The sequence below is a fragment of the Blautia argi genome (assembly GCF_003287895.1).
Classification (GTDB): Bacteria; Bacillota; Clostridia; order Lachnospirales; family Lachnospiraceae; genus Blautia; species Blautia argi.
Genome location: NZ_CP030280.1, coordinates 236,552 through 256,025 on the forward strand (window position 1 = coordinate 236,552; position 19,474 = coordinate 256,025).

Annotated in this window: 16 protein-coding genes and 1 pseudogene; 11 read left to right on the forward strand and 6 right to left on the reverse strand. The window is 41.9% G+C overall.

Translation table 11 applies throughout. The features are described from left to right. Positions 1-165: 165 nt before the first annotated feature. Positions 166-1,801: pseudogene (locus DQQ01_RS01305) on the forward strand (mannitol dehydrogenase family protein). A gap of 83 nt (positions 1,802-1,884) precedes the next feature. Here DQQ01_RS01305 and rfbC read toward each other — a convergent pair. The 4 genes from rfbC to rfbA all read right to left on the reverse strand — a co-directional run bounded on the left by rfbC (position 1,885) and on the right by rfbA (position 5,460). Beyond that, a complete protein-coding gene (gene rfbC, locus DQQ01_RS01310; RefSeq protein WP_111917844.1) occupies positions 1,885-2,487 on the reverse strand; it encodes a dTDP-4-dehydrorhamnose 3,5-epimerase in 603 nt (200 codons plus the stop codon). A 36-nt stretch (positions 2,488-2,523) separates the two neighbouring features. After that, the gene (rfbD, locus tag DQQ01_RS01315) at positions 2,524-3,459 is read right to left on the reverse strand and encodes a dTDP-4-dehydrorhamnose reductase (RefSeq protein WP_111917845.1); all 936 of its coding nucleotides are present in this window, start codon (positions 3,457-3,459) and stop codon (positions 2,524-2,526) included. Positions 3,460-3,475: 16 nt separating this feature from the next. Next, the gene (gene rfbB / locus DQQ01_RS01320) at positions 3,476-4,495 is read right to left on the reverse strand and encodes a dTDP-glucose 4,6-dehydratase (protein WP_111917846.1); all 1,020 of its coding nucleotides are present in this window, start codon (positions 4,493-4,495) and stop codon (positions 3,476-3,478) included. 68 nt (positions 4,496-4,563) lie between these two features. Next, entirely contained in the window at positions 4,564-5,460 is an 897-nt protein-coding gene (rfbA, locus tag DQQ01_RS01325) for a glucose-1-phosphate thymidylyltransferase RfbA (protein ID WP_111917847.1), read from the reverse strand. A 226-nt stretch (positions 5,461-5,686) separates the two neighbouring features. Here rfbA and DQQ01_RS01330 point away from each other — a divergent pair, with 226 nt between their 5' ends. Continuing rightward, on the forward strand, positions 5,687-6,739 hold the full coding sequence (locus DQQ01_RS01330) for a PTS sugar transporter subunit IIC (protein WP_111917848.1): 1,053 nt from the start codon (positions 5,687-5,689) through the stop codon (positions 6,737-6,739). Between the two features lie 6 nt (positions 6,740-6,745). Here the strand turns inward: DQQ01_RS01330 and DQQ01_RS01335 are convergent, their stop codons facing one another. After that, positions 6,746-7,987 (reverse strand): helix-turn-helix transcriptional regulator, encoded by a 1,242-nt coding sequence (locus DQQ01_RS01335; RefSeq protein WP_111917849.1) that lies wholly within the window; start codon positions 7,985-7,987, stop codon positions 6,746-6,748. Positions 7,988-8,138: 151 nt separating this feature from the next. Between DQQ01_RS01335 and DQQ01_RS01340 the strand changes: the two genes are divergently transcribed. The 6 genes from DQQ01_RS01340 (at position 8,139) to DQQ01_RS01360 (ending at position 14,541) form a co-directional block, all read left to right on the forward strand. After that, positions 8,139-10,409 (forward strand): glycoside hydrolase family 2 protein, encoded by a 2,271-nt coding sequence (locus DQQ01_RS01340; protein WP_111917850.1) that lies wholly within the window; start codon positions 8,139-8,141, stop codon positions 10,407-10,409. Positions 10,410-10,414: 5 nt separating this feature from the next. After that, positions 10,415-11,809: an MFS transporter gene (locus DQQ01_RS01345; protein ID WP_111917851.1), complete on the forward strand. Its 1,395-nt coding sequence runs from the start codon at positions 10,415-10,417 to the stop codon at positions 11,807-11,809. Between the two features lie 261 nt (positions 11,810-12,070). Beyond that, positions 12,071-12,520, forward strand: coding sequence for an Hsp20/alpha crystallin family protein (locus DQQ01_RS01350; protein WP_111917852.1), 450 nt, complete (start codon positions 12,071-12,073; stop codon positions 12,518-12,520). Between the two features lie 296 nt (positions 12,521-12,816). Beyond that, the gene (locus DQQ01_RS16245) at positions 12,817-13,017 is read left to right on the forward strand and encodes a hypothetical protein (protein WP_242980479.1); all 201 of its coding nucleotides are present in this window, start codon (positions 12,817-12,819) and stop codon (positions 13,015-13,017) included. Between the two features lie 5 nt (positions 13,018-13,022). Next, positions 13,023-14,069 (forward strand): AfsR/SARP family transcriptional regulator, encoded by a 1,047-nt coding sequence (locus DQQ01_RS01355; RefSeq protein ID WP_242980480.1) that lies wholly within the window; start codon positions 13,023-13,025, stop codon positions 14,067-14,069. A 22-nt stretch (positions 14,070-14,091) separates the two neighbouring features. Then, positions 14,092-14,541 carry a hypothetical protein gene (locus tag DQQ01_RS01360; RefSeq protein WP_111917853.1) on the forward strand — a complete coding sequence of 150 codons (450 nt, stop codon included), beginning with the start codon at positions 14,092-14,094 and terminating at the stop codon, positions 14,539-14,541. A gap of 94 nt (positions 14,542-14,635) precedes the next feature. Here DQQ01_RS01360 and DQQ01_RS01365 read toward each other — a convergent pair whose 3' ends face one another. Then, positions 14,636-15,346: an Rpn/YhgA-type helix-turn-helix domain-containing protein gene (locus DQQ01_RS01365; RefSeq protein ID WP_111917854.1), complete on the reverse strand. Its 711-nt coding sequence runs from the start codon at positions 15,344-15,346 to the stop codon at positions 14,636-14,638. 191 nt (positions 15,347-15,537) lie between these two features. On the opposite strand from DQQ01_RS01365, the gene DQQ01_RS01370 reads away from it, so the two are divergent. From DQQ01_RS01370 to DQQ01_RS01380, 3 genes are read left to right on the forward strand one after another with little or no spacing between them, the layout of a single operon-like run. Continuing rightward, the gene (locus DQQ01_RS01370; RefSeq protein ID WP_111917855.1) at positions 15,538-15,753 is read left to right on the forward strand and encodes a hypothetical protein; all 216 of its coding nucleotides are present in this window, start codon (positions 15,538-15,540) and stop codon (positions 15,751-15,753) included. Continuing rightward, entirely contained in the window at positions 15,740-16,567 is an 828-nt protein-coding gene (locus DQQ01_RS01375; protein ID WP_111917856.1) for a hypothetical protein, read from the forward strand. The genes DQQ01_RS01370 and DQQ01_RS01375 overlap by 14 nt, the downstream gene beginning before the upstream one ends. Beyond that, positions 16,512-19,469, forward strand: a complete 2,958-nt coding sequence (locus DQQ01_RS01380; RefSeq protein WP_111917857.1) for a vWA domain-containing protein — start codon at positions 16,512-16,514, stop codon at positions 19,467-19,469. Before DQQ01_RS01375 ends, DQQ01_RS01380 begins: the two co-directional genes overlap by 56 nt. Positions 19,470-19,474: the final 5 nt, after the last annotated feature.

The window sequence follows — 19,474 nt, forward strand, 5'->3', positions numbered from 1 at the left end:
ATTCAGGGTGTGGCTTGTCACATCATCAAAGAACTATAACAGAGGACAGACGAATGAGAACACTTGAAGGAATTCGCTATCTAATCAATTTGGATAGTGCGGAAATACAACAGAACTTTAAAGTTAAGAGATAAGTGTAAGTAAAAAGAAAAAGGAGAGAACGAAATGAAACTGACAATGAGTGGAATCAAAAATCGTGAATTATGGGAAAAAGCAGGAATTAAACTTCCTAAATATGATGTGGAAAAGGTTTGCCAAAAAGCGAAAGAGAAACCAGTCTGGGTGCATTTTGGAATAGGGAATATTTTCCGCATTTTTATCGGAGGCATTGCAGACGGACTTCTGGAAGAGGGAGAATTAGACAGAGGTATTACTTGTGTAGAAACCTTTGATTATGATGTTGTAGACAAAATTTATGAACCATTTGATAATCTCGGTTTGAGTGTTCTGTTACATGGAAACGGCACACGAGAATATAAAGTACTTGGTTCCTTGGCGGAAGCAGTTAAAGCGATTTCTTCAGATTCCGCTCAATGGAAACGGTTGAAGGAAATTTTTTGTTAGTCCTTCGTTACAAATGGTTACTTTTACTATCACGGAAAAAGGGTATGCATTACAGAAGGCGGATGGAACAAGGTTCCCATTTGTAGAATCCGATATTCAGAATGGACCGGACAAAGCAGTTGGCGCAATGGCAATTGTGACAGCAATGCTTTATGAAAGATATAAAGCAGGAAAGTATCCGTTAGCTTTGGTATCTATGGATAACTGTTCTCATAATGGAGCTAAACTTCGCGAATCAGTAATGGTAATGGCAGAGGAATGGAAAAAAGCCGGATTTGTAGAAGCAGGATTTACCGATTATGTAAGTAATGAAAAAGTTGTTGCTTTTCCATGGACCATGATTGATAAAATCACTCCACGTCCGAGTAAACAGATTGCAGATGATCTGGAGGCATTAGGAGTAGAAAATATGCAGCCGGTAATTACCGGAAAAAGAACTTACATAGCTCCATTTGTAAATGCAGAAAAACCACAGTATCTGGTAATTGAAGATAGTTTTCCAAATGGCCGTCCTGCTTTGGAAAAAGGTTTTGGAGTTTATATGGCAGATCGAGAAACAGTAAATTTATCAGAACGTATGAAAGTAACAGTATGTTTAAATCCAGTACATTCTGCGACAGGTCCTCTTGGTGTGGTTTTGGGATACGATTTATTTGCTCATATGCTGAATACGAATGCAGATATGCTGAAAATGGCACGCATGGTTGCATATGATGAAGGACTTCCGGTAGTGCCGGATCCGGGAATTCTTTCCCCTCAGGAATTTGTAGATGAACTTTTCAAGGATCGCTTCCCAAATGAATATCTGGGAGATACAAATCTTCGTCTTGCTGTAGATGTGTCACAAATGGTAGGTATCCGTTTTGGTGAAACAATCAAAGCGTATGTGGCTAAATACGGAGATGCTTCACGATTGACAGCAATTCCTCTTGGAATAGCAGGCTGGCTTCGTTATATGTTGGGTGTAGATGATTATGGAAAGAAATATGAACTTGCCCCGGATCCGATGAAGGAAGAAATTCAGGACCAGTTAAAAGATATTGTGGTAGGACAGCCTGAAACCTTTAAAAATCAGTTGAAACCAATTCTTTCTAATGAACGTATTTTCTTTATAAATATTTATGAAACAGGTCTTGGTGAAAAGATTGAAATCATGTTCCGTGAAATGATTAGCGGACCGGGGGCGGTAAAGGAAACCATTCATAAATATGTAGGAAGGAAAACTGGACAATACTAAAACCAAAAAGGCTGCATAGAAAATACAAAATATCTCGTATTTTCTATGCAGCGCATTTTTTACTGATAAAATCCGGAAATAACTCAGAACTTAAAGGTATCCTTAAGCTGTGCCCATTTCTGATCCTTGTCGCTTAAATTCAGAGCAGTGCCGTCCTCCAGAGTATATCCCCTGGCAGAAGCAGTTCCCTGATATTCACCCTTAAGCTGTGGCCATTCGATGCCGATTTCCGGGTCATTCCATGCCAGACCGCCTTCATCGCCGGGGTGATAGAAGTCAGTTACCTTGTAGCAGAATTCAGCTACATCGCTGAGTACCAGAAAGCCGTGTGCAAAACCTTCGGAAATATAAAACTGTTTTTTGTTTTCCTCAGATAATTCGATTCCAAACCATTTTCCATAGGTTTCGCTGCCGCTTCTCAAGTCTACAGCCACGTCAAAAACAGTTCCCTTGATGACGCGAACCAGCTTTCCCTGTGGAAATTCCTTCTGGAAGTGCAGACCTCTTAACACGCCCTTTGTAGAGCAGGACTGGTTGTCCTGTACAAACTTCATGGTAAGGCCGGCTTCTTCCATATCTTTCTGATTATAAGTTTCCATAAAGTAGCCTCTGGAATCGCCGTGTACGGCAGGTTCGATGACATACAGCCCCTCAATCGGGCATTTGCTTACTTTAATCTGTCCCATATCTGTCTGCTCCTTTTCTCAGTCTTTTTGTTATGTTTAAAATTCGATTTCCTTTAAGTAACGTTTCACAGCGTCCTGCCAGGTTGGAAGAGGAGTGAAGCCGTTTTCTGCCAGCTTACTCTTATCCAGGCGGCTGTTAAACGGACGCTTTGCCTTAGAGGCACCGTATTGGGCTGTGGTGACAGGCTTTACGGTTACTTTTTCATATTCAGAATGTCCGGCTTCCACTGCCTGGCGGAAAATTTCCTTGGCAAAGTCAGCCCAACTGATGTAGCCGCCTTCGTTTGTGGCATGATAGTAGCCATATTTTTCTGTTTCAATCATATCTACCAGAAGTGTTGCCAAATCCAATGTATAGGTTGGTGTTCCAATCTGGTCATCAACAACAGTAAGCAGCTCATGTGTTTTTCCCACGTTCAGCATAGTTTTGATGAAGTTTTTGCCGTTTTTGCCAAATACCCAGGCAATGCGGACAATGAAATATTTTTCCAGTGTTTCGGACACAGCCAATTCGCCAGCCAGCTTGGTTTCTCCATACACATTTAATGGTTTGTAATCCTTGCAGTCCGGCAGCCAGGGTTCTGTTCCCTGCCCGTCAAAGACATAATCTGTGCTGATGTAAACCATTTTACAGTCCAGCTCTTTGCAGACATCAGCAATGTATTTTGTTCCGTCCGCATTGATTGCGTGAACAAGGGGCTTTTTGTCTTCATCTTCGGCTAAATCCACAGCCGTCCATGCAGCACAGTGAACCACAACGTCAGGCTTTGTTTTCCGCAGAATTTTTTCCACACAGGAGCGGTCTGTGATATCCATCTGTACATAAGGCATGGTTTCCACAGCCGTTCCGTCAGAAATGCCGCTGTATACTTCTTTGATATCAGAGCCAATGCCTTCATAGCCGCGTTTTGCCAGTTCGTTCATCACATCATGTCCAAGCTGTCCTGCAACACCTGTAACTAAAACCTTCATTTAGATTCCCTCCTGTTTAGCGGTTTCCATACATCTTTTCATAGTAATTCTGATATTCGCCGGAAATAATGGTTTCCCACCATTCTTTGTTGTCCAGATACCACTGGATTGTTTTCTTGATGCCATCTGCAAATTTTGTTTCCGGCAGCCAGCCCAGCTCGTTGTGAATCTTGGTTGGGTCAATGGCATAGCGCATGTCATGTCCCTTTCTGTCTGCCACATAAGTAATCAGGCTTTCCGGTTTGCCAAGTTCTTTACAGATGATTTTTACAATATCAATGTTAGTCATTTCGTTGTGACCGCCGATGTTATAAACTTCGCCTACGCGTCCTTTATGGATAATCAGGTCAATGGCCTTGCAGTGATCTTCTACATACAGCCAGTCACGGACATTTTCACCTTTTCCGTATACTGGAAGAGGTTTGTCATTTAAAGCATTGGCAATCATTAACGGAATGAGTTTTTCCGGGAAATGATAAGGACCGTAGTTGTTGGAGCAGCGGCTGATTGTCACAGGCAGACCGTAGGTGCGGTGATAAGCCAATACCAGAAGGTCTGCGCCGGCCTTGGAAGAGCTGTAAGGGCTGCTGGTATGAATCGGTGTTTCCTCTGTGAAGAATAAGTCCGGGCGGTCTAATGGCAAATCGCCGTATACTTCGTCAGTGGAAACCTGATGATAACGCTGAATACCATATTTGCGGCAGGCGTCCATAAGTACGGCAGTTCCTTTGATGTTGGTGTCCAGGAATACTTCCGGATTTTCGATAGAACGGTCAACATGGCTTTCAGCAGCGAAGTTTACAACCATGTCCGGGTGTTCTTCTTCAAATAATTTATAAACAGCTTCTCTGTCTGTAATGCTTTCTTTTACAAAACGGAAATTCGGGTTGTCCATAACAGGTGCAAGTGTGGATAAGTTACCTGCATAAGTCAGGCAGTCCAGACAAACGATCCTGTAGTCCGGGTACTTGTCCAGCATGTGAAAGATAAAGTTGCTTCCGATAAATCCGGCTCCGCCGGTTACAATAATAGTCATAATAAAATCTCCTTATCTGTTTTTAATTTTATTCCCATTGGGGATAGAATATGTTTTATATCAATATTTTAGTGCAGGCTGTCCAGATATTTTCCGTCCAGAACGTCTTTTAAATACTGACCGTACTGGTTTTTCTTTAATACTTCGTAAACCTTCAGCACATCTTCTTTTGTAATCCAGTTATTTAAGTAGGCGATTTCCTCCAGACAGGCAATTTTGCGGTGCTGGTGGTCTTCAATGGTTTTTACAAAGTTGGTGGCTTCCACAAGGCTTTCGTGTGTTCCGGTATCCAGCCAGGTAAAGCCCTGTCCCAGAAGTTCTACATTTAAGCTGCCGTCTTCCAGATAGATGCGGTTTAAGTCTGTGATTTCCAGTTCGCCTCTGGCGCTTGGCTTCAGATTTTTTGCATATTCCACGACTTTGTTGTCATAGAAATAAAGTCCTGTAACACAGTAGTTGCTCTTCGGGTGCTCCGGTTTCTCTTCAATGGAGATCGCTTTGCCTTCGTGATTGAATTCTACAATACCGAAACGTTCCGGATCGTCTACATAATAGCCGAATACAGTTGCGCCCTTGCCTGTTTCTGCATTTTCCACAGCTGCTTTTAAACGCTTTTTCAGGCCGTGTCCGGCAAAAATATTGTCACCCAGTACCATGGCAACAGAATCATTTCCAATAAATTCTTCACCAATGATAAAGGCCTGTGCCAGTCCGTCCGGGCTTGGCTGTACGGCGTAGGAAAGCTGTACGCCGAACTGATGACCGTCCCCTAAAAGTTCCCGGAAACGTGGGGTATCCTGTGGTGTGGAGATAATGAGGATTTCACGGATTCCTGCATTCATCAGCACAGACAGAGGGTAGTAAATCATAGGTTTGTCGTAAATAGGAAGTAACTGCTTGGAAGTTACCATGGTCAAAGGGTAAAGGCGGGTTCCTGAGCCGCCGGCTAAGATAATACCTTTCATAATGAAATCTCCTTTTGTGTTTTATAGTTTCGTCTAGCTTCTGCGTTTATGATACTTCTATTATAAAGGGTGACGTAACGTAATGTGCAAGGGGTTTTTGTAATATTCATCAAAATTTTATAAATGTATTTTGCTTGACGAATTCCTTCAAAATATGGATAATAGAACCTGACTGACAAGACAGTAAGCAAGACAGTGAATGTCAAAAGGAAGGAGAACTTATAGAATGAAAGAATTTTTGAAAAGAAAGAATATTATCTTTTCGGCAAAAAGATACGGCATTGATGCCTTGAGCGCCATGGCGCAGGGATTGTTTGCTTCTCTGCTCATCGGTACGATTATCAGTACCCTGGGAGAGCAGCTTGGCATTGATATTCTGGTAACAGTGGGGAATTATGCCAAAGGGGCAACCGGAGCGGCTATGGCAATTTCTATCGGCTACGCACTGCAGTGTCCGCCTTTGGTGCTGTTTTCCCTGGCAGCAGTAGGTATGGCGGCCAACGAGCTTGGAGGTGCAGGAGGCCCGCTGGCAGTGTTGATTGTAACAATTTTTGCAGCAGAGGCAGGTAAACTGGTGTCCAAGGAAACGAAAATTGATATTATCGTAACCCCTCTTGTAGCAATCGCAACTGGTGTGCTGTTGTCACTGTGGTGGGCGCCTGCCATTGGCTTTGCGGCAAGCAGTGTGGGAAATGCCATTATGTGGGCAACAGAACTGCAGCCCTTCTTCATGGGAATCCTGGTATCAGTAATCGTGGGAATTGCTCTGACACTTCCTATCAGCAGCGCGGCCATCTGCGCGGCGCTTTCCCTCACCGGTCTGGCAGGCGGAGCGGCAGTAGCAGGCTGCTGTGCCCAGATGATAGGCTTTGCGGTGATGAGCTTTAAAGAAAATAAATGGGGCGGTCTTTTTGCACAGGGTATTGGAACCTCTATGCTTCAGATGGGAAATATTGTAAAGAATCCGAAAATCTGGCTTCCGCCTACTTTGGCCTCTGCTATTACAGGCCCCATTGCTACCTGCCTTTTCCACATGGAGATGAACGGAGCAGCGGTGGCTTCCGGAATGGGAACCTGCGGTTTTGTAGGACAGATTGGCGTATACACTGGCTGGGTACAGGATGTGGCCAGCGGTGTCAAGGCAGCCATTACACCTATGGATTGGATTGGCATGCTCCTTGTCTGCTTTGTGCTTCCGGCAGTGCTTACCTGGATGATTGCCATACCGTTCAGAAAGAAAGGCTGGATTGGTGAAAACGATCTGAAACTAGACTTATAAATAGCCTTATAAATCCTCCGGATGCTCCTGGGTAAGATTCAGGTGTGACTGGCGGTAGGCTTTTGGTGTCATGTTGGTGATACGTTTGAAAAGCCTTGTAAAATAGTGAATATCTCCAATACCGCAGCGCAGGGCAATGGACTTAATGGGAACCTCTGTATTTTCCAGCAGTATTTTGGCATGGGAAATGCGGAGGTTGTTTACATAATCCGTCAAAGAAATTCCCATTTCCTTAGAAAACAGAGAAGAGAGATAGCTGGCATTGACCCCCAGATGCTCAGAAAGGGATTTCAGGGTCAGGTCTGCCCCAAGGTCTGTTTCAATATAGGCAAGTACACGCCTTAAAAGAGGAGAGTGTACTTTTGGCTGGTGTTCCTTTACAATCCGGCAGTATCCCAGAACAATTTTTCGCTGAGCAGCCACGCATTGCTCAACAGTCGTGAGCTTTTCCAACATGGCAATATTGCAGTTGGAATAGGAATCAATATGTATGGGGTGAACCCCGGCTCGCTCTGCGGCCTTTCGTAGCAACGTGTTTAAAATAATAGTGTAATCTTTCACATCGCGTATAGCATTAGAAGCCCGCTGAGGGAGAAAATGGATACCAAACTGGGCGGTCATTTCCAGCGCCCGGCTTTCTCTTCCCGAAGTAACCGCATTGATAAGAATATTTTCAGATTCGTAACGCTGTTCAATCATATCAATATTGGAAAAAGGCTTTTCTGTATTTCTTAAATAATTCTTGTAGGTGTTGTTCCAATGGTCAAAAAAGTCTGCATTGGAGTATATAATTTCACATTCATCTCCATATAAAATTCGTCCAAGTTCCAGAAACAGGCTCTCAAACATAGCATAAGATGCCTGAAAAGAGAGCTGCTGATAATATGACTCCAGGGAATCATGGTAGACTTCAGACAGAGAAAGAGTGGAAAAAAGCTCCTCAAACCGCTCACCCTGAATTTTTTCAAACAGTACCGGTCCGCAGTAAAAAACAGATTTTTTGTCCGGCATGAGCATAATTACAAAGGTACATTGAAACAGGTCTGTATTAAAATAAATTTTACCCGGCGTTGCCTTTTCAAATAAATCTTCAAAAAACTGTGCAGTATTTTTAAGCCCCAGAACATGGCTTCTGAGTCCCTTGTCCAGAACGTCCGGGTCTTTGCATGGCAGTTCAAAACGATATACAGGAACATAGTTTGCTTTTAGTATATTTTCTATTAAATGAATGGATTCGTCATTTTTCATAATCGTTCCCCTTAAAAACACAAAATAGTGCAAAAAACCATAAAAATCATCACTGTTATTTTCGCATAAAATTACATATAATATTGTACAAAAGAACGAGGAGAAAATCCACAAAAATATTAAAAAAATACAAAGCGAAGGAGAAAAAGTTATGCGTAATGTGATTAATTTAAACAAAGACTGGGCATTTATTCAGCAGGACGCCGGACTTCCTCAGGTTATGCCGTCTGACTGGACAAAGGTTGACCTTCCTCATACCTGGAATGCTATTGACGGACATGACGGAAACGGCAGCTATGACAGAGGAAAATACTGGTATGCCAAAACCTTTGAAACACCAAAACAGCCTCTTGGCGGCGGAAAAGTCTTTGTGGAAATTCTGGCAGCAGGACAGCAGGCAACTGTTTATGTAAATGGAAAAGAAGTGGTTTACCACGAAGGCGGATACTCAACCTTCCGTGCTGATATTACAGAGGTGTGCAAGGAAGAAGGAGAAAACCTTCTGGTTGTTGCCTGTGACAACGCAAGAAAAGAAAGTGTATATCCACAGTCCGCAGACTTTACCTTCTACGGCGGTCTGTACAGAGGTGTAAATCTCATCAGCGTACCGGACGCACACTTTGATTTGGAATATTACGGAGGTCCGGGAATCCAGGTGACACCTGTTCCATGTGACTGCGGCGGTGCAAAATTTGATATTGTTTCTTATGTAAAAGAAGCAGACGAGAACTTTACAGTACTGTATTCTATTTGTGATGCTGAGGGAAAAGAAGTGGCAAGCGCATGCCGCCCGGCAGACAGCACAGCGGTAACTGTTTATGTTCCGGAAGTAACAAAATGGGATATTGACAATCCATATCTCTATACAGTTACAGCAAGACTGGAAAGAAGAAATGAAACTTATGATGAAATTTCTGTACGCGCAGGTGTGAGAAGCTTTTCCTGTGACCCGAATAAAGGATTTATTATCAACGGTGTGGAAACGCCTCTTCGCGGTGTAAGCCGTCATCAGGATCAGCTTTACAAAGGAAATGCCCTGACAAGAGAAGATCACTTTGAAGATGCAAGAATCATCAAAGAACTGGGTGCAAACACCATTCGTCTGGCACATTATCAGCATTCACAGGACTTCTATGATGCATGTGATGAAATGGGATTTGTAGTATGGGCAGAGATTCCGTTTATCAGTGTGATGAACAATGACCTTGAGGCACACCAGAACTGCATCAGCCAGTTAAAAGAACTGATTATTCAGAATTACAATCACCCATCTATCTGCTTCTGGGGAATTTCCAATGAAATCCTTATCGGCGGTATTTCCGAGCAGTTAGTGGAAAACCATAAAGAATTAAACGCTCTGGCAAAAGAGCTTGACCCAAGCCGTCTGACAACTATCGCTCATGTATCCATGACACCGATTGAAGGACCAATGCACTACATCACAGACACAGAGAGCTACAACCACTACTTTGGCTGGTACGGCGGCAAAATGGAAGACAATGGCCCATGGCTTGACAACTTCCACAAAATTCACCCGAACATCTGCCTGGGTGTTTCCGAATATGGCTGTGAAGGTATCATCACTTATCACGGACCAAACCCGGCATGCAAGGACTACAGCGAAGAATATCAGGCATTATACCATGAACACATGGCAAAAGTATTAGATGAGCGTCCATGGATCTGGTCCAGCCATGTATGGAATATGTTTGACTTCGGTTGTGCAGCCCGTGATGAAGGCGGTGTGGCAGGAAGAAACAACAAAGGTCTTGTGACCATGGACAGAAAGATTAAGAAAGATAGCTACTATATTTACAAAGCATACTGGAATAAAGAGCCAATGGTTCATCTCTGCGGAAAACGTTATGCACAGCGCGCAGGTGAAACAACAGAAATCCGTGTATACTCCAACCAGCAGACGGTAACACTGTTCTTAAATGGAGAAAAAGTAGAAGAACAGACAGCAGACAAGGTATTTGTATTTACTGTAGCATTAAAAGACGGATTTAACATCATTACAGCGCAGGCTGGTGATTTAAAAGATACCATGACTCTGGAAAAGGTAGAAAAAGAACCGGAAATCTACGTTCTGCCGGAAGTCAATGAACGTGCAGAAGGTGTTGCAAACTGGTTCAGCACAGTAGGAGATATGGACTTAAAGGCTCCAATGGAATTCCCGGAAGGCATGTACAGCATTAAAGACAGTATGGAAGAAATTGCCAAAAATCCGGAAGCGCTGGAAATTGCGGCAAAAGCAATTAAACTTACCATGAATATGACGGTTGTTCCAGGCCAGGGCATGTGGGATATGATGAAGGGCATGACTCTGGACAGAATCGGTGAAATGGCAGGAACTCTGGCACCGGAAGGCTTTGTGGAAAGTCTGAATGGAAAACTGATTAAAATCAAAAAAGGAGAATAAGAAAAATGGCGAAAACAAATAATTCTTCTGTTCCGGCATTTGGTATGAAGGACAGGCTCGGCTATATGTTTGGTGATTTCGGTAACGACTTCACCTTCATACTGTCCTCTATGTTTATGATGAAATTCTACACAGACGTTATGGGGATTTCAGCCGGAGTGGTAGGTATGGTCATGATGATCGCCCGTTTTGTAGACGCGTTTACAGACGTGACTATGGGACAGATTGTAGACCGCTCCAAACCAACCAAAGACGGGAAATTCCGTCCGTGGATCAAGCGCATGTGCGGACCTGTGGCAATTGCCAGTTTCCTGATCTATCAGTCAGCATTTGCGGATATGTCTTACGGATTTAAGCTGGTATGGCTGATTGTGACCTACCTTTTGTGGGGTTCCATTTTCTATACCTCCATTAACATTCCCTATGGTTCCATGGCGTCTGCGATTTCTTCAGACCCTACGGACAGAACTTCTCTGTCTACATGGAGAACCATTGGTTCCACACTGGCAAGCCTTGTCATCGGAACAGGTACACCTCTGGTTGCTTATGTAACAGTTGATGGAAATCCGGTTCTGGACGGAAGTCGTGTGACGATGATTGCAGGTGTGTTCTCTGTATTGGCAATCATCTGCTATATCCTTTGCTTTAACCTGGTTCGTGAACGTGTGGAAGTTCCGGCGAATAACCAGAAGCTGGATTTGCTGGGAATTGGAAAGAGCCTGGTTACAAACCGTGCGCTGCTGGGAATTATTGCTGCCGCACTTCTGCTTCTGCTGGCTATGCTGGGCATGCAGGGAATGACAGGCTATGTATTCCCCAACTACTATAAAAATGCAGGCGCACAGTCTGTTTCCTCTTTGGTCAGCAGTGTTGCCATACTTGTAGTATGTGCGCCTCTGGCAAGCAAGCTGGCAGCAAAGTTTGGCAAAAAAGAGCTTTCCATTGTATCTTGTCTGGTGGGTGCAGGAAGCTTCCTGTTGTGTCTGATTGTACACCCGGAAAATGTTTGGGTTTACATTGGATTCTCCACTCTGGCATTTATCGGACTTGGATTCTTTAACACAGTTATCTGGGCAATGATTACAGATGTTATTGATGATGCAGAGGTGAAAAACGGTGTCCGCGAGGATGGAACTGTCTATGCGGTATACTCTTTTGCAAGAAAACTGGGACAGGCATTTTCTTCCGGTATGATCGGTGGTCTGCTATCTCTGGTAGGGTATACAGAAAAAACGGCATTTGACCCGGTTGTTATAGAAGGAATTTTCAAGATTTCCTGTATTGTGCCAATTGTAGGTTTGATTGCTGTAGCGCTGGCGTTAATCTTTATTTATCCGCTGAATAAAAAGCGTGTAGAGGAAAACGCTGCAGAACTGGCTCGCCGTCGCGGGGAGAAATAAGAAAAAAGGGCTGTCGTATGAAACAGCAATCAGAAGATTGCGCTGTTTTGTACGGCAGCCTTTGGTGTTTTGAATAAATTTCAAAAAACCTATTGACAATTATAAATATAAGTGTTATATTACAACTAGAACAAAGGAAGAGAGAAAAAGAACTCACAGGTTCTCATAAAATCCTGATTCCTCATGTTCCTGAAATCGACACTCTGGATTTCCCAAAGTGCTAAAATAAATTTGTATGTCATTTGAAAGGAGATATGACTTATGATGATGCCTAGTATTTTTGGAGAAAGTTTATTTGATGATTTTATGGATTTCCCGTTTGAAAGAGAATTTTTCGGAAGAAAGAATCCTCTGTACGGCAAAAACGAAAAGAACATAATGAAAACAGACGTAAGAGAAACAGAAGGAACCTATGAACTGGATATTGACCTTCCGGGATTTAAGAAAGACGAAGTATCCGCGAAACTGGAAAACGGTTATCTGACTATCAGCGCTGCAAAAGGTCTGGATAAAGACGAGCAGGACAAAAAGGGCAACTATATCCGCAGAGAACGCTATGCAGGCTCCATGAGCAGAAGCTTCTATGTAGGCGAACAGATTCATCAGGAAGACATTCATGCAAAATTTGAAGATGGTATCCTGAGGCTGACGGTTCCGAAAGAGGTAAAGAAAGAGGTAGAAGAAAACAAATATATTTCCATTGAGGGATAAAGACAGAAAATTAAGACCAACAGATTTTGTATAGAGAAAACCGTTTCGCTGGTGAAGGCTGGCGGAACGGTTTTTGGCGTTTCTGGTGAATGTGGAACAAAAATACATTTGTGTGCAGTGGGTTAGAAAGCAGTATATTTTTTTGGTAAAATGAATATTTTACAGGAATAGGGCTGGAAAGAACGGAAACAACTTGCTATAATATAAAAATAGTACAAGCGATAGACAGAAGCAAATGTACGATGAAAAATGAATAATGAAAATATAGAAATTAAAGGGGGAGGGTAAAACGCGATATGGAAAATGAACCGATTTTATATGTCAACATGCTGGGAAAGTTTTCTATGAGCTATAACGGCCAGCCAGTATCCTTTAAGCGTAATACAGCAACCAATGCCATGAAACTGCTGCAGATACTTCTGCATGCCACCGGAATGCAAGGGGGGGGTATCCCCGACCCCAGCTTTGGGAAGAACTTTTCGGAAGAGAAGATTTAGCCAATGTGGCAAACAACCTGAGGGTAACAGTACACCGATTAAAGAAAATGCTGTCAGATACCTGCCTTCCTGAATATGAATATATTCATATAGAGAAGGGGCTTTATAAATGGGAGAGTCCGATTCCTCTGTATATTGATGCATTGGAATTCGCAAAACTGGTAGAGCAGGCAAAAAATGAAACAGAGAAGGAGAAAAGAGCAAAGCTTCTTTTAGAGGCCTGCAGGCTGTATCGGGGCGAATTTCTTCCCGGTTTGTCAGGGGAGGACTGGGTCATTGTACTCAGTGTTCAGTATAAAAAACTTTATGCTTATGCAATGACAGAGATATGTGAATATCTGAAGGAACAAAAAGAGTATGAAACAATCCTGGAACTGACTCGTACAGCGGTGGAGATTTATCCCTTTGACGAGTACCAGACCTATAGAATAGATGCCCTGATAGCATTAAATCGTTATAAAGAGGCACATGACTATTATGAAGAAACGTCAAAAATGTTCTTTGAAGAATTGGGGATTACGCCTTCAGAGAAAATGATGAACCAGTTTCACGAGATGAGCAGCAAAATGAGCCGGAAATACCAGGACGCAGAGGAGATTAAAGAAGGGCTGAAAGAAAAGAGCTACGAAAACGGCGCTTTTTATGTTCAGTTACCCAGCTTTCGTGACAGCTACCGCCTGGTAAGGAGGCTGATTGAGAGAAACGGGCGTTCCGTTTTTCTGATGATTTGTTCCATTACAGACCGGCAGGGAAGACCCATGGAAAGCAGAGAAAAGCTGGAAGTATTGTCCAATAATCTTCATAAAGCCATTAAAGGTTCTTTGCGTCGGGGTGATTTCTTTACCAAATACAGTCCTTCTCAGTTTTTAATTATGCTGGTAGGTACAAACAGGGAAAACTGCGATATTATTTATGACCGGATTTTGGGCAGATTTGCAGAAAATCATAAAACATGGAAACAGAACCTGCAGTATTACGTTTCTTCCGTAGCCGATACGGAGAGCAGTAATTCGCACATTCGGTTTCAAGAGAAGGAATCTTACTGGAAATAGGAAGGAACAGGAGTAGAGGAATATGAAACAGATGAACCTTGGACTTGCGGCTCCGAATCTGGTCTGTATTTGTGTAGACAATGTAAAGGACAATCGAATAGAAGGAAGAATTTATCATTATTATACAGAGCAACCGGAAATCATAAAAGACACCATGCAGTTATTGCGGATTCTGGAAGCGTTTTATGACCGGATTGATTTTCCGCAGGCGGCAGAGCAGCTTCGGGAATTTGTGAATGATTCCGCTGAAGTGAAAAGGAGAAAACAACTGCCAAAACCTGTAAAAGACAGAGAATTTCTGATGAAACAGGATGGAGAATGCGGAACCTTTTTGCTGCATGTGCAGTATCGCCAAAATGCCACCTGGCAGGGGCAGATCATGTGGAAGGAGAGAGGAAAAACTCTGGAATTTCGCAGCGCTTTGGAATTGCTGGTGCTTTTGGACAATGCATTGGCTGCTTATAAAGAATAACAGATTGAGAATATAATAATATAGAAGAAACAGAATAAAAGTCTGCTGTATTCCCTGGGAGTACAGCAGACTTTTGATGTATTTGCCATATGGTTTATCTGGCAGCTAACATATTTTCCCGGATTTTTTCAATCTGTTCTCTGGTTAAGCCGGTAGTCCGCATAATCAATATGGTATCAAGTCCATCTTTCATCAAATTCTCGGCAATCGCTATTTTTTCGTTTTGTCTGGCAAGATTTATAGCTTCCTGCTTTTCTTCCTCTAAAATCTGAAATACCTTCGTCATACTCAAATACCTCCTTACTGTCTTTGCATAAGCTCGGTCTATAAACTTATCACTACTTACTAAAATACCCGTAATAACAAATGCCTGTATGTTTTCATTTTCAATCTGTTTTGCTAATTCCACAACCTGTTCCATTTTCAATGTCAGGCATGGCATTTCCCAGGTATCCTTTGCATTTTCTACATCTCCCGTATATATTACAATCATACGCAATTTAGGGATTTTCTTCTTTTGCGAATCGTATCGCTGCATAATTCTGCCAATGTAGTTGATATACTTTACGCGATTAGAAACTTTATCTTCTGACTCGTAATCTACGATAGCCAGTGTATCATCTTCCAGTAAAAACAAATTATCGATACGCATTTCGTTTGCAGACACTGCCGGTAAATTTGTTGGCAATACCTCTTTAATCTTTGGTAGGTTCAAGCCATAAGCCTCAAAGGATTTTTCCTTATAAGTTTCACTCATCAGCTTAAATTCAATATCTTTGTTTTGGTATACAATTCCTTCGGACAATACAATTCTTCCTTTAATACAGTATAACAGTTCTCAATAGATGCCATCAATTATTACGCTCATAAAAGTAATTTGTATGGGAAAATTAAAAAAATTATAAATTTATAATGCTTGTAATGCTTTTCGTAATGGTGCTTTTATTACAATAGGTACATCAAATGAAAGAAAACAAGAAGGAGGTGCGGACAGACATGAAACACTCTGTAACAAAGGACGGAGCTGTTTTCTTGCTGGAGATTCAGCACAGACAGAATGCCACCTGGCAGGGGTCCATTACATGGGTAGACAGACAGAATAAGCAATATTTCCGCAGCGCTCTGGAATTAATAAAGCTTATAGACAGCGCATTAGATCAAAGCGTTGAAGAAGAAAGGGAAGGAGAAGAAAGCGGATATGAAGAAGAATAGCAGAGTGAGAAGATGGCTTGCCATGATTTTATGTATGACACTCGTTCTGAGCAGTAATGTCGTATCCATGGCAGCAGAAGAAAACGGAACAGAAGTACAGGCAGTAACGGAAGAGCCTGTAATTGAGGAAACAGAACCGGCAGCAGTTGATGAGGCAGTTCCGGCAGATATAACGGAAACGGAACCAACGGAAACGCCGGTAACACCGGTAACAGAAACCGAACCAACAGGGGAATCGGAAACAGAGCCAGAAACAAAGACAGAAACAGTTACAGAGCCGGAAAAAACGGAAGTTCCGGAAAATCAGGAAACCACAAATCCTGAAGAAGTGGAAAAACCTGTGACATTTGCAGCACCTCAGGCACCGCAAGTACAGGAAGGACCGGGGGCTGGAGATGCAACAGACGATAGGATAGGAGTAGAGGCATCAGTGCTAAAAAGTTTCGACTATCCACCATATTTGTCAAGTCAGAATCAGCAGGTCTACTCTCATTTGGCAAAAAAAGACTATGATATGCGTTACGATGGAAACAAATGGATATGTTGTTGGTTTGATGATAATAGAGATAATATAGCGGAAGTTGTGGGACCAAGAAATAAACACTATATTGTTATAGATGATACTTGGGATGCATCGAACGATCCTTACAAAATTGCTTATATGAGATGTGATATGTATGGCGGCGAAGAACAAGAAAAAATATATTATCCCGTATTTTTCATAGATGAGGAAGGAAAAACCCTATTAAAAGAAGATAATGGAAGATTTTTGGGAGAGTGTGGAAAAAGGCAAAAACCCGACAAAAACACCTGACAAGACGAATGGCTATTGGACTCTTGGACAATATAGTGGAGGATTGATTAATAAAGAGGAACAGTTACAGCAGGTAACTGATACAGAAAATAAAGTAGATCCTTCAAAAGCAAAAATCACAACTCAGACTGTCTTCATCTGGCACGAAAACCCAGCTGAAACATACAAATTGGAATTCACAAAAGTTTCCGAAGAAAAAGACACTGACGGAAACTACAAGCCACTGAAAGATGCAGAGTTTGAATTATTTTTAAATGGAGAATCCCAAGGAACAGCAACAAGTGGTACAGACGGAACAGTTACCTTTGCTGACCTTGCACCTGATACCTACACATTAAAAGAAACAAAAGCACCAGATAATTACATAACACCAGAAAACACTTGGAGTGTAACAGTCGGAAATGATGGTAGCATTACTATAGAAGGTGATAACGTAGAGGTAGATTCAGCGGGAAAATATAAAATTATCAATCAACTTCAAAAAGGAACCTTGGCTTTTACAAAAATAGAGAAAGGTGGTTCTGCATTATCAGGAGCAACATTTACTTTGTATGATAGCGAAGGTGAAAAAACCGGGTATGAAGATACTTCTGATGCAGATGGACAGGTAACTATTGAAAATATTCCTTTAGGAACATACACAATGAAAGAAACAGACGCTCCGGGAGGATATATTCAGTCAACGGATACATGGGTTGTTGAGGTGACGAAAGATAAAGTCCTGCTTTATTTACAAGGGGATGAAAGTAAAGCTCCAGTATCTGTTATCGAAAACATTACTGAACACCAGGCAATGGAAGACGCTGTAGAGCGTGATAAAAAGGTTGAAGTTGTTGATGAGGATAACAGAACTTATAAGATTACGCTGACAGCAGATTCTACAACTAAGACTTCAGAAATAACGGGAAAGAATGCAAGCGTGGTATTGATCTTAGATGAAAGTAGTTCTATGGATGGAGATTCATTTAGGAGTTTAAAGGCGGCAGCAAGATCCTTTGTAGAGAGCCTGGGAGAACAAGCACCAGGCAGTGAAGTGGCTGTAATGTTCTTTTCAGATGAGGTTACATGTACTGATTTCTTTACGTTAGATAAAGAGGGGATTTCAGCTTTAAATAGGAAAATTGGAAGTCATAATAGAAAAGGCGGAAATACTTACATGAATAGAGCTCTTGCTAAAGCAGATGAGCTTTTGAAAAATAAGACAAACGAAAAATATGTGGTATTTTTTACAGACGGAGAACCTCAAGGACCTGGAGAAGGACAGACGGCTGGGCAAAGAACAGAAGATAATACAATTGCCAACGGAGCACGAAATGCAGCAGCTAGAATAAAAGAATATGGAACTATCTTTTCAGTAGGATATGGAGATGTTAAAGATGCTGAATTTTGGTGGAACCCCAATGATGGAAATGCTATATGGAACGAGAGGTGGAGTGACAGAACAGCTAAATATTATGGTTGGACATATGAAAGTGCAACATCTTATCTAAGTAATAGAATTTCATCAGAAGGCAAGTATCAGTATGCCAATACAGATGCAGCAATTACGGACATTTTCAATGATATAGCAGGTCATATTGCAGAAGCCACAAATGTAGAGGCACATAAAATCGTAGATGTCATTGACAGCAGATTTGAGTTAGCAGATGGTGAGAAAGAAAGACTGCAAGAAAAATATGGTCAAGATATTTCTTTTAAGGAGTTACCTGACGGCAGTTTGAAAATCGCATGGACAGGTAAGGCGGCGGTTATAGAACCAAAACCAGACTCAGAAAATCCAGGCGCTCATGGATGGAAGGAAACTATTAACATCCAGGCAAAAGATGATTTTGTGGGTGGAAATATGATTCCGACAAATGGTTCAGGTTCAGGAATCTATGTTGATGAAGATGATACGATAGACGTAGAATTCCAGAAGCCAACAGTCAATGTGAAATTACTTACCGTAGAAGCTGAAAACAAAGAAAAAACAGTATTTCTTGGTGATACAATTACAGTAACTGCATTTCTTCAGGAATTGCTGAAAGGAACGAAGCTAAATCAAGTTTCTGGTGGAACGTTTAGCATACCTGCAGGTTACGTGCCATCGCAAGATGAAATTGCATCTCTTTTGCAAGGAAGTGTTGTAGAAAAGGATTATAGTTATGGTAGTACAAACGATACAGTAGGAAAGTTTACATACAAGTTTGTACCTGTAAAACTGCAAGATACTTCAGTTCAAGACCATGAGGCTACTGTGATAGGCAACGGTGTAGAGGAATACAAGTTGACGGTTGCTTACGAAGCAAGTTCTGTAGAGAACAGAAAATCATCTTTAGAAGGTTATATTTCACCGGAAGGAGCTGAGCAGTCTAAGTCAACAGACGATGGAATATACACAGTGAACGTAATTGCCGGAGAGATTCAGATTACCAAAAAGATTGACGGTAATTTCCAGCCTAAATTAGAAGGTGATCCAATATTTACCTTTAAAATTGAGAAATTAGACGAAGGTGATAAGGTTGAAAAAACCTGGTACAGAACCGTTCGTTTTAACAAAAATACCGTGAAAGAACAAACAGTTGAAGCGTTAAGCGGATTGGAAAAAGGTGACTATAGGGTTACAGAGTTGAAATCTCAAAGATATACGTTAGATAAAAATCAAACAACTACCGAAGGTAGCACATGTACAGATACTCCATATGAAGATGGTGACGGGGTTGTATTCCATATCGGAACACCATCTGAAAACGACGAGGTTGGCGCTAGAGGTGTTGCCAAATTTGTCAACACAAAAACCGGTGACAGCGGAAAGAGAACAGACACAGATGTAAGAGTAAACCGTTTCACAAAGGAAAATGGTAAGTGGACATGGAAAGGTTATGACCTTTCTACATCAAAACCAACAAGTAATCAGCAGTAAGCAGA